Below are 11,206 nucleotides of genomic sequence, written 5' to 3' on the forward strand. Positions count from 1 at the left end.
AATCCAACCATCCAACGTATCTTTGCGCAATGGTTTCGGAACAGGTCATAAGTTTGGTTGAAAAAGGGCATATGCTGCCTTTAATGGAGGAGTTTTATACCATTCAGGGAGAAGGCTATCATAAAGGAACGGCAGCCTATTTTGTTCGTATTGGGGGCTGTGATGTAGGTTGTCATTGGTGCGATGTGAAAGAAAGCTGGGATGCGGAGACACATCCACCAACAAGTATTGAAAAAATTGTTGCAAACGCTGCTAAATATTCCAATACTATAGTGATTACAGGAGGAGAGCCATTGACCTGGGACATGGAGCCGCTTACCGCTGGTTTAAAAAGTAAGAATCTAAAAACCCATATTGAAACCTCTGGGGCCTATCCTTTAACGGGAACTTGGGACTGGATTTGTTTGTCCCCAAAGAAAAACAAACTTCCGAAGGAAGAAATCTATGGCGTAGCCAACGAATTAAAGGTAATCGTGTATAACAAACATGATTTTATCTTTGCTGAAGAACAAGCTGCTAAGGTCAATGAGAATTGTATACTATACCTTCAACCTGAATGGAGTGTGCGTGATAAAATGATTCCATTGATTGTGGATTATGTAATGCGAAATCCAAAATGGATCGTATCCTTACAGACACATAAGTATTTAAATATACCTTGAGGAAAAGGCTCTTTTATTTCCCCCCATTGCTTTGAAGGTCTAGAATACATTCGGAATCTAAAGCAGGCACTACGGGGAGCCCTCTCGAAGCCTGTTGCTGCAATAATTTCATCATACCCATTCCAGATAAGTCACAAGCAGAATGCAGTCCACTTTTTGATGTCACTTTCGAACTCTTGTTTGTTGGCCCACCAAATTGGAGTTCCGCTCTCATTAAACAACCTGTGATGTTGCAGTGGTTTTCTGCTTCGGAATCTTCATGGTCGTTTACTGGAGTAGTGCCTAGGTTGACCAATCCAAACAGATGCCCAAATTCATGTTGCATTGTTGCAGATTCCACATCTGCAATGGATATGGTATTGCTTCTACTTGCCAATTCCCTTACAGTGGATTCGTATATGACCATGGAAGTGTTTCTATAAACAGCGCCTAGTGTTACCAAGCCTTCATCCACGTCATCGCCATCCGAGGGAGCATCTGCAAAATAAATGTAAAAGGCCAAGGTCTTCCCATCATTGTAGGCGGTTCTATTTTCTTGTTCCAAATCATCAATCTCATCTACAACCAGCGTTTCTTCGTTGGGAGATTCCAATTCTTTATAGATAAAATCAATATTTTGCTTAAAAGTTCGCTGCCTAAGATAATTTTCAAGGTCGGATATAGAGGTTGTTGTTGGCCTGAATCCGGTAACATAGGCTATTTCAATCAACAAATCATCAAAATTGGTATTTGAAAGTATATCATTGGCCGAAGCACCAGTTGCCAATAAGTTGGCCGATTTATCCACATTTTTAGTGGGCGGAGTATCATCGGAATCTTTGGAACAGCTTATAATAATACCTAAACAAAATAGGGAATAAAGTATGATTTTCTTTTTCATTGTAAATGGATGTTTAGTTAAAACGCCCTATTGCGAGTTCTATTATTATCTTAAAGAAAGTTTTGCCAAATAGTCGTAATGTTCTCCCGATATTACAAGTTCACACTTTAAATTTGTGGCCAAACATGCATTTTGCAAGGTATTAAAATCTAAATACAGCCAGTTAAACGGACTGCCTTTCTTGCCCCTGTATTCCATAGTAAAAACTACTTCGCCATAATATTTACCATCATTTGGAATCCAAAAACCACCATCATCATCTTGCTCAAACATATAAATAATATCACTGGAATCCAGTAAAATTTGACCATTAGGGCGTAACAATGACTTTAAATGGTTCAAAAAACCATCCAGTTCAATAAGTTTTCCTGCCAGCCCAATGCCGTTCATAAGCAAAAGAAGGGTATCAAACTTTTGGGAACTATAATCAAGGATTGATCCATGCGCAGTAGATTCAACCCCTCTTTTTTTACAAACCTCAATCGCTCCCTCTGACGCATCTAAAGCTGTTACCTCAAAACCTTTTAGCTGAAGGTATAGCGAGTGGTTTCCTGCCCCGCAACCTATATCCAGGACCTTCCCTTTGGCCAATTCCAGTGCTTTTTGCTCTAGAACGGGCATTTCACTAAAGTTTCGAAACAAATAGGGGAGGGGAATGGAATCTTCCTCGTCCAATGAAGAATAGGTTTTGATGTCCTCGGTATAATTTCCCGAGTGATAATCCAACAGGGCGTTTCCAAAAATATCTGACATAATAAACTGAATAGTGCAAAAATGGGACTTTAATTACGGATTAAGGTTTAAATGGGAACAGTTTTTTATGTTTGCCATATATGGAGGAGGAACTAAAACTATTGCCCAAAAAAGCAAAGGAAAAACATAACGAAAACAAGAAGTTTTTTGCTAAGCTCAAAAAAAGACCACCGAAGAAGCTGGATTACATGATGCAGGAATTGCATGATGCAGAGTTTGAACGGACCAATTGTTTAACTTGTGCAAACTGCTGTAAAACTACGGGCCCACTATTTACTAATGGGGATATTGAGCGCATAGCCAAATATTTTAGATTGAAACCTTCACAGTTTATAACAAATTACCTAAGGATCGATGAGGAAAACGATTATGTGCTAAAACAAGTGCCCTGTACTTTTTTAGGAACGGATAACTATTGTTCCATTTATGATGTAAGACCCAAAGCGTGCAGGGAATTTCCACATACGGATAGAAAAAAGTTCCAACAGATTAGCCATCTAACACTTAAAAATGTAGCTGTTTGTCCAGCCGCCTATAACATCGTGGAAGAGATGAAAAAAAGATTAAGTAAGTAGCGCATAAAAAATTATTTTTGTGACTTTTAATTCAAAACTTAACCTCATCAAGCATTATGCAAAAACTTCCGTTTATTTTCCCATGTCTTCTTTTTTTATCCATTAATTTTTTAGGCGCACAGAGCATTGAGGTCGTATTGGCCGACGGGACTGTGATAAATGGTGAAACCGATTACAATGCTTTCGTTAGAACTCCTGATAAGATTGAAGTAAGTCTGGATGGAGAGAATTTTTATTACACTCCATCACAGATCAAAGGATTCAAAACAAATGGTGATAGATACGTTGCCCGGGAAATCGAATTAAATACCACTAACCAAAACCTTCAAAGTTTAACGGATTTTAAGGAACTGGAATGGGTCAAAAAAAAAGTTTTTTTAAAAACTTTGGTTCAAGGGGATGTTAGCTTGTTTACCTATAAGGATACCAGAATACATTACTTTGTTTCAAAGGGAGAAAAGATTTTGGAACTTATTAGGCTCAAAAAGTCAAGTAAGGCTACTTTAAATCATTATGTAGGTCAATTGAATATTCTGTTTTCGGATTGTGAAAGAGCTCCCAAAACGGACTATATAAACTTTAATACATCAAGCTTAAAGAAAGCAGTTATTGCCTACAACGAATGTATTTCTGGCAAAAGTATTTTTGTAGAGGAGAAAAATCCCATTGAGGTTTCACTGTACTTAGTTGGCGGGTACAAACAAACGTCTTATGATATGACGGGAGGCTACTATGGCAACTATAATATTGATAAAGGGGATGAAGGTAATGTTACATACGGAGTGGCATTTGATCTTAATTTCTTAAGAAGAACTAAAAGATTACAGTTCTACAATGAACTTCTTTTGCAGAATTATAAGTTTGATGCATTTTATAGAAGCCAGGAACAGTTTGTGGAACAATATGTAGATTATTTCCTCTCCATGGATTTAAGCTACCTTGAGGCTAATAGTATGATTCGATATAATTTTGGGAAAGAATCAAACAATGCAAAAGTTTTTCTGAACGTAGGAGTAAATCTAGGATTTCAGCTTTCGGATAAGAGCACGGAATATTCGAACTCCGTATTTTTTGGCAACGAGAACAGGAGGGAAAGGGAACCCTTGGCTGGGGAGATTAAAACCAATCGGACAGCCATTTTAACTGGAATAGGGCTACGTTACAAGCTTGTCTCCGTTGAGGTAAGATATGGCTTCAATCCAAAACTTTCAGGTCGACCAACTGAATCCTCAACCAATAATTTAAACTTTTTGACTACATTTAGGGTTTTCTAAAGAGATTATGGGAAAAGTATAAATTAAAGCGTAATGGTTATCTTAGAAGATGCCAAACGTGTAATTTCTCCCATAATGGAACAAATAATGACCTACTTTGAAACCATCCCTTCGCTGCACCGAAGCCTTATTCTGGTGGGCGGAATCACTTTGTTTTGGATTTTGGAAGGTATTGTGCCCCTTTTTAATGTTCCCTATAAAAAATGGCGGCATTCTGTTCCAAATTTTTTCTTTACCCTTACAACTATTATTGTCAACTTTCCACTGGCCTTTTTGCTGTTGAAAACATCAGATTGGGCTGTTGCCAATCACTTTGGAATCATTAATTGGTTGCCAGTGATGCCCTTGTGGCTTTATGTGGTTTTAGGAGTTGTTTTCCTGGACCTTATTGGGGCTTACACGGCACATTGGGTAGAGCATAAGGTAAAACCGCTATGGATGGTTCATTTGGTGCACCATTCCGATCATAATGTGGATACCACTACTGCAAACAGACACCATCCTTTGGAAAGTTTGATTCGGTATACATTTACCTTAATAGGGGTTTTTATCGTAGGTGCTCCCATTGGAATTATTATGTTGTACCAGAGTATGTCGGTGGTGCTTTCACAATTTAACCATGCCAACATTAGATTGCCTAAGAAATTGGACGATGTAATCAGCTGGATTATTGTCAGCCCAAATATGCATAAGGTACACCACCATTATAAATTGCCTTATACAGATTCAAACTACGGAAATATTTTTTCGATTTGGGATAGACTGTTTGGTACGTACATGACAATGGATGTGGATAAAATAGTTTATGGTGTGGATACATTCCCAGATGAAAAAGAAAACAGCAGTATTGTTGGATTATTAAAGCAACCTTTTCATAAATATCGTAGACCCACTACCGAAAAAAACGAAACTTAACCTATAATTTATCTATTTTGATTGGAAAGGAAACAGGTGTTAAATGCTTGGATAACTTCATTCTAAATGCAATAATTTATACCCCAAATGAAGCCAACACAAAAAAGAAGTTTTTAATTATTAATTCGGCAACTGCCGTAAGTCAAGGATTGTACAAGAATTATGCTCTTTTTATGGCAGAAAAAGGGTTTCATGTCATAACCTATGACTATCGTGGAATTGCTGCTTCGCGCCCTTCAAAACTCAAGGGCTTTCAAGCTTCTTTTACAGAGTGGGGAGAGAAGGATGTAAGCTCCATATTGGATTATGTAAAGAGGAATTATCCGGATTTTTCCATCTTGGTCTTGGGGCATAGTATAGGAGGCACATTGATTGGAATGACTCCTGCCGTACAACATATTGCCGCGGTGGTGAACATTGGAGCACAAACTGCATATTTTAAGGATTGGAAAAAAGATCGGCTAAAACTATATTTTATGTGGCATTTGTTCTTTCCGGCCATTACCAAAATGATGGGATATTTTCCGGGGAAAAGACTGGGGATGCTGGAGGATATTCCAAAGGGTGTCGTTGAACAATGGCATGCCCGTAGGAAAAGACCTGATATGGTCGGTCAATTCGCAAAAAATGGATTTGACATGTATTATGATCAGTTCACAGGAAAGTTGCTGACCTTGGCCATTTCTGACGACCCCATCGGAACAAAACCTGCTTTGTTGCGGATACATGATTTATTCCAAAATGCGAATAAAAACTATGAAACCGTATATCCAAAAGATATTGGAGTAAACAAAATAGGGCATTTTGGATTTTTTAGTAGAAAATTTAAGGAAACGCTTTGGGAACGGACCTCTCAATGGTTTGATGAGGTCTAAGCGCCTATTTAATCATAGATTAAATACTTCTTCCTGATATTTTTAAAAGCTTCCAATTCTTCTTGCCAGGAATCCTTGATTTCCTGTTCTGTTGATCCAGCTTCAATTTGTTTTTGTAGTTTGGGAGTACCGGCATGTTTGGTAAAGGAACTGGTTTTAAAAAAATTTGATTTGTCCACAGAGTTCCCGTAAGCATCAATCAACCATTGAAGGGAAACAGAATCCATTCGTTCAGTTTTGGATAAATCCTTTCCAAAACACTTTTTGCCTTCCTCTTTTGGGTGTTTAGACCCAAAATTTGGTTGGGGCACGTAGCTAAAGTCATATGTTGTGCTGTCCAGGAACGACGCACCATAGCGTTGGAATTGAAACTCCGTACCACGACCGGCATTGACATTTGTCCCTTCAAAAAGCCCCAAGCTGGGATAGAGATTGATAGCGGTATCACTTGGAAGATTGGGTGAAGGCCTTATGGGCAAATGATACGAAGTATCATGGGTATAGTTTTTGAGCTGTACAACAGTTAAATTGGCTTTCTTTCCATTTTCAAGCCATCCCTCTCCATTGATCATTTGGGCATATTCGCCAATGGTCATTCCATACACCAACGGAATTTCGGTCATACCCAAAAAACCGGTATGTTCTTCCTTCATAGTTGGCCCATCTACGTAATGCCCATTGGGGTTGGGTCGGTCCAAGACCAAAATGGGAATATTGTTATTTGCACATGCTTCCATCACCAATTGCAAAGTGGCGATATAGGTATAGAATCGCACACCAACATCTTGAATATCAAAAACAATCATATCAATATGCTGCAATTGTTCCTTGGAAGGTTTTCTGTTTTTTCCATACAGTGAAACAATGGGAAGACCAGTTTTAGCGTCCATTCCATCCTTAACATACTCACCTGCATCTGCTTTACCACGGAATCCGTGTTCTGGTGCAAAAACCTTTTCCACTTTTATTTCTAAAGAAAGTAAGGAATCTACAAGATGGGTATGACCCTTCTCTTTGAAAACAACACTGGTTTGATTGGCGATAATCCCAATAGCTTTTCCTTTTAGAAGGGGTAGATATTGAGAGCTTCTATTGGCGGCAACTTCAACAGGTTGTATGGTATCGGTTTTTACATTTTCTGCGATGGGATTGTTGGATTTTTCTTGTCCTCTGCAGGATGAGAACAGCAAAACCAACAATAAAACTGTACTTTTGAAAATGAACTCGTTTGACCTTTTTGAAATGAAGCGAAAATCAACGGTTTTGTGCGCAGTTGAAGATTTTTTTAAGTTGCATAGCTGGGCTATGAAAGGAGAAAAAGGCAAAAAATGAGTGCAAAAGGATAATTTTTTAGCCATTTGAAAAAGTTTAAATGAGTTCAATAGATAAAATGGGCATTCGTTGAATTTAGAATTGTTTATTGCCAAGCGCCTGATAACAGGGAAGGAGCATAAAATTAGTATTTCCGCTCCTATAATAAAAATTGCCATTGCGGCCATTGCTATTGGTATTGTGATGATGCTCATTGCCATTGCAACAGGAGTGGGCCTAAAACAAAAGATTAGGGAGAAAGTAGCGGCTTTCAATGGGCATATACAGATTTCCAACTACGATAATAACATTTCCGAAGTTTCCATAACACCTGTTGAACTGGAACAGGATTTTTATCCAGAATTCAAAGATGTGGATGGTGTGGCACATGTACAGGGTGTGGCAACCAAAGGAGGAATCATTAGAACGGAAGATACTTTTGAAGGTATGCTTGCCAAAGGGGTGGGCAAAGATTATAACTGGTCGGTTTTTAAGGAGTATGTAGTTGATGGAAGATTACCCGATTATTCCGCAAAGCTTAATGATGAGGTGCTGATTTCCAGAATGATGGCCAATCGGTTGCAATTGGGAGTAGGGGATTCATTTTTCTCTTTTTTCTTGAAAGATGGAGATGCATCAAGAGTGCCAAATAACAGAAAGTTTCAAATAGTAGGTATTTATGACAGCGGTTTTGAAGAATTTGATGCCACTTACGTTTTTGTCGACATTCGGCATATACAGCGAATGAACAAATGGTCGGAAACCGAGATAGGAAATTTTGAGGTTTTCCTTAGCGATTTTGATGAGTTAGAGGAAAAAAGCAATGAAATCTATAGTAAAACGCCATCGGACCTTGATGCGGTAAATATCAAAACAAAATATTTCAGAATATTTGAATGGATCGGGCTGTTTGATTTTAACATTGGATTGATCATTGGCATTATGATCATAGTTGGAGGAATCAATATGATAACCGCTTTATTGGTTTTGATTTTGGAACGAACGCAGATGATAGGCGTGCTAAAAGCATTGGGCTCGGACAACTGGAGTATCCGAAAGGTTTTTTTATATAATGCCTCCTATTTAATTATTATAGGGTTGTTATGGGGCAATGGCATCGGTTTGGGGTTACTTTATCTACAGCATAAATTCAGATTTTTTAAGTTTCCCAACCCTGAGGAATATTACATTGAATACATTCCAGTTCAAATTGACCTTCCCATGATTTTGTTGTTAAACCTAGGCGTAATGATTCTATGTTTGTTAATGCTTTTGCTGCCATCTTACATCATAACTAAAATTACCCCGGTAAAGGCTATTAAGTTTGAATAAGTTAACGACTGATGATTGTGCAATAAACTAAGGTCAGATATGATTTTTTTATTTTCCTAACTACATATTGTTTAACTATTTCGCCTTCTGCACTCAATTGACTTAATAGATATTCAAAAATTTTAAGGTCGAAAAATTCAGCAACTCAAAAGATTACCTTTGCAGTGACTATGGAATATGCAAACAACATTCTTGAAACCATTGGGAACACCCCGTTGGTAAAACTAAATAAATTAACGGCCGAATTACCCTGTTTGGTGCTGGCCAAATATGAAACATTCAACCCTGGAAATTCCGTAAAGGATCGGATGGCCCTTCAAATGGTTGAGGACGCTGAAGCTTCCGGTGTTCTAAAACCAGGAGGTACCATTATTGAAGGTACATCAGGTAATACAGGGATGGGACTTGCTTTGGCTGCCGTGATAAAAGGGTATCGTATGATTTGCGTAATCAGCGACAAACAATCCAAGGAAAAAGTGGATGTTTTAAAAGCGATGGGAAGCGAGGTACATGTATGCCCTACGGATGTGGAGCCAGATGACCCTCAAAGTTATTATTCGACTGCAAGACGTTTGGCTACGGAAGTTCCAAACTCGTGGTACGTGAACCAATATGACAACCCTAGCAACACAAAGGCACATTATTTAACCACCGGACCAGAAATTTGGAAACAAACTGATGGAAAAGTCACCCATTTTGTAGTTGGAGTGGGAACCGGGGGTACCATTTCAGGTGTTGGAAAGTATCTTAAAGAACAAAACCCGGATATTAAAATATGGGGAATCGATACCTATGGCTCGGTTTTCAAAAAGTACCATGAAACTGGCATTTTTGACCAAAATGAAATCTACCCTTATGTTACAGAAGGGATTGGGGAGGACATCCTTCCTAAAAATGTCAATTTTGATATTATTGATGGTTTCACTAAGGTGACGGACAAAGATGCCGCTGTATATACCCAGCGTTTGGCCAAAGAAGAAGGTATGTTCTTGGGCAATTCGGCAGGAGCGGCAATAAAAGGTTTGTTACAGTTGAAAGAACATTTTACCAAAGACGATGTGGTCGTGGTATTGTTCCATGATCATGGAAGCCGTTATGTGGGCAAAATGTTCAATGATGACTGGATGAGGGAGAAAGGTTATATAGACTAAAAATATCCCTAAATTAGAAGGTTAAAATCCGTCAATATGCAAAACAGAGCTTTTTTGATTGTCTCCGTTCTTTTGTTATCCATTTCCTTATCTGCACAAAACCTTTCCCGCACAGAAAAGAAAATTGTAGCATCCGTAGCCAATAATAATTCCGAGGCCATTGATTTTTTGGAAAAAGTGGTGAATATCAATAGTGGAACTTTAAATGCTGAAGGAGTTAAAGAGGTGGGAATGGTCTTTAAAGATGCGTTTGAGCACATCAATTTTGATACAAAATGGATTGGAATGCCTTCAGAAATGAACAGGGCCGGTCACTTATTTGCCGAAACTACGGGAAACAAAGGAAAAAAGTTATTGTTAATAGGTCATTTGGATACAGTTTTTGAGGAAGACAGCCCCTTTCAAAAATTTACAATGGTCAATGACAGCATTGCCCACGCACCGGGAGGAAACGATATGAAGGGAGGTGACGTAATTGTGCTTTATGCGTTAAAGGCCCTACATGAGCATGGTCTTTTAAAAAACGCACAAATTGTGGTTGCATTTACAGGGGATGAGGAAAGTACGGGAAAGCCGCTGGATATTAGCAGAAAAGATTTGATTGAAGTCGCCCAAAGAAGTGACATTGCATTGGGTTTTGAAAACTCAACCGGATTTAATTATGCAACTGTTGCTAGAAGAGGAGCCTCTGGATGGGCTTTGGAAGTTGAGGGAAAACGAGCCCATTCCTCGGGAGTTTTCAGCGAGGGTACCGGAGCAGGAGCCATCTTCGAAATTTCCAGGATTCTACATCAATTTTATACCGAGGTAAAAGGAGAGGAGCTATTGACCTTTAATCCAGGTACTTTGTTGGGTGGAACTTTTGTGAATTTTGACACTACAACCAGTAAGGGAGATGTATTTGGAAAAGGAAATGTAGTTGCCCAAAAAGCTATTGCCAGAGGCGGTTTGCGTTTTATTTCAGAGGAACAAAAGCAACGGGCCAGGGCTAAAATGAAAGAAGTGGTGAACAATAACCTTCCCAAAACTTCAGCTAGCATCACTTTTACGGACAGTTATCCGGCAATGCAGCCCACTGAGGGAAACACAGCCTTGTTGAATGTGTTGAACGAGGTAAGCTTGGATTTGAACCAAGGTGAGGTATTGGCCTATGATCCAGGAAAAAGAGGGGCGGCAGATGTATCTTTTGTTGCACAATATGTAGATTGTTTGGATGGGCTTGGCACCATGGGCACGGGGGCACATACCCCTCAAGAAACTGTAAATCTCAATACCATTGAAGCTTTGACCAAACGAACAGCAATCTTAATTTATAGGCTGATTAATTCTAAAAAATGACGCAATTAGAGTGTGGAAACTGTAGTGTGAAAATTGACCAGGGAGAATTGGTGAGTTTCATAAATGAGGGACACGAATTTATCCATCAAAAAGGAAGCCCGGGTTGGAGGAATGCAGATACCGAAATGTTTCCCATAATT

Annotated in this window: 11 protein-coding genes; 8 read left to right on the forward strand and 3 right to left on the reverse strand. The window is 38.8% G+C overall.

Going from position 1 to position 11,206, the window contains the following annotated elements:
- Positions 1-29 precede the first annotated feature (29 nt).
- Entirely contained in the window at positions 30-662 is a 633-nt protein-coding gene (locus tag ACOQO1_RS18330) for a 7-carboxy-7-deazaguanine synthase QueE (protein WP_420604311.1), read from the forward strand.
- 13 nt (positions 663-675) lie between these two features.
- On the opposite strand, the gene ACOQO1_RS18335 is transcribed toward ACOQO1_RS18330, so the two are convergent.
- Together ACOQO1_RS18335 and ACOQO1_RS18340 are read right to left on the reverse strand one after the other, a co-directional pair.
- A complete protein-coding gene (locus ACOQO1_RS18335) occupies positions 676-1,542 on the reverse strand; it encodes a hypothetical protein (protein ID WP_420604312.1) in 867 nt (288 codons plus the stop codon).
- A 45-nt stretch (positions 1,543-1,587) separates the two neighbouring features.
- Entirely contained in the window at positions 1,588-2,295 is a 708-nt protein-coding gene (locus tag ACOQO1_RS18340; protein ID WP_420604313.1) for a class I SAM-dependent methyltransferase, read from the reverse strand.
- An 80-nt stretch (positions 2,296-2,375) separates the two neighbouring features.
- Here ACOQO1_RS18340 and ACOQO1_RS18345 point away from each other — a divergent pair, with 80 nt between their 5' ends.
- From ACOQO1_RS18345 to ACOQO1_RS18360, 4 genes are all read left to right on the forward strand, one after another.
- The gene (locus ACOQO1_RS18345) at positions 2,376-2,870 is read left to right on the forward strand and encodes a YkgJ family cysteine cluster protein (RefSeq protein WP_420604314.1); all 495 of its coding nucleotides are present in this window, start codon (positions 2,376-2,378) and stop codon (positions 2,868-2,870) included.
- Positions 2,871-2,926: 56 nt separating this feature from the next.
- The gene (locus tag ACOQO1_RS18350; RefSeq protein WP_420604315.1) at positions 2,927-4,144 is read left to right on the forward strand and encodes an outer membrane beta-barrel protein; all 1,218 of its coding nucleotides are present in this window, start codon (positions 2,927-2,929) and stop codon (positions 4,142-4,144) included.
- Positions 4,145-4,219: 75 nt separating this feature from the next.
- Positions 4,220-5,059, forward strand: a complete 840-nt coding sequence (locus ACOQO1_RS18355; protein WP_420604352.1) for a sterol desaturase family protein — start codon at positions 4,220-4,222, stop codon at positions 5,057-5,059.
- Positions 5,060-5,076: 17 nt separating this feature from the next.
- On the forward strand, positions 5,077-5,934 hold the full coding sequence (locus tag ACOQO1_RS18360) for an alpha/beta fold hydrolase (protein WP_420604316.1): 858 nt from the start codon (positions 5,077-5,079) through the stop codon (positions 5,932-5,934).
- A gap of 8 nt (positions 5,935-5,942) precedes the next feature.
- Here ACOQO1_RS18360 and ACOQO1_RS18365 read toward each other — a convergent pair whose 3' ends face one another.
- The gene (locus ACOQO1_RS18365; protein WP_420604317.1) at positions 5,943-7,292 is read right to left on the reverse strand and encodes an exo-beta-N-acetylmuramidase NamZ domain-containing protein; all 1,350 of its coding nucleotides are present in this window, start codon (positions 7,290-7,292) and stop codon (positions 5,943-5,945) included.
- Positions 7,293-7,335: 43 nt separating this feature from the next.
- On the opposite strand from ACOQO1_RS18365, the gene ACOQO1_RS18370 reads away from it, so the two are divergent.
- The 3 genes from ACOQO1_RS18370 to ACOQO1_RS18380 all read left to right on the forward strand — a co-directional run bounded on the left by ACOQO1_RS18370 (position 7,336) and on the right by ACOQO1_RS18380 (position 11,066).
- Positions 7,336-8,577, forward strand: coding sequence for an ABC transporter permease (locus tag ACOQO1_RS18370; RefSeq protein WP_420604318.1), 1,242 nt, complete (start codon positions 7,336-7,338; stop codon positions 8,575-8,577).
- A 170-nt stretch (positions 8,578-8,747) separates the two neighbouring features.
- The gene (locus tag ACOQO1_RS18375) at positions 8,748-9,728 is read left to right on the forward strand and encodes a PLP-dependent cysteine synthase family protein (protein ID WP_420604319.1); all 981 of its coding nucleotides are present in this window, start codon (positions 8,748-8,750) and stop codon (positions 9,726-9,728) included.
- A gap of 36 nt (positions 9,729-9,764) precedes the next feature.
- The gene (locus ACOQO1_RS18380; RefSeq protein ID WP_420604320.1) at positions 9,765-11,066 is read left to right on the forward strand and encodes a M20/M25/M40 family metallo-hydrolase; all 1,302 of its coding nucleotides are present in this window, start codon (positions 9,765-9,767) and stop codon (positions 11,064-11,066) included.
- Positions 11,067-11,206: the final 140 nt, after the last annotated feature.

Source organism: Flagellimonas sp. (assembly GCF_965222555.1).
Classification (GTDB): domain Bacteria; phylum Bacteroidota; class Bacteroidia; order Flavobacteriales; family Flavobacteriaceae; genus Flagellimonas.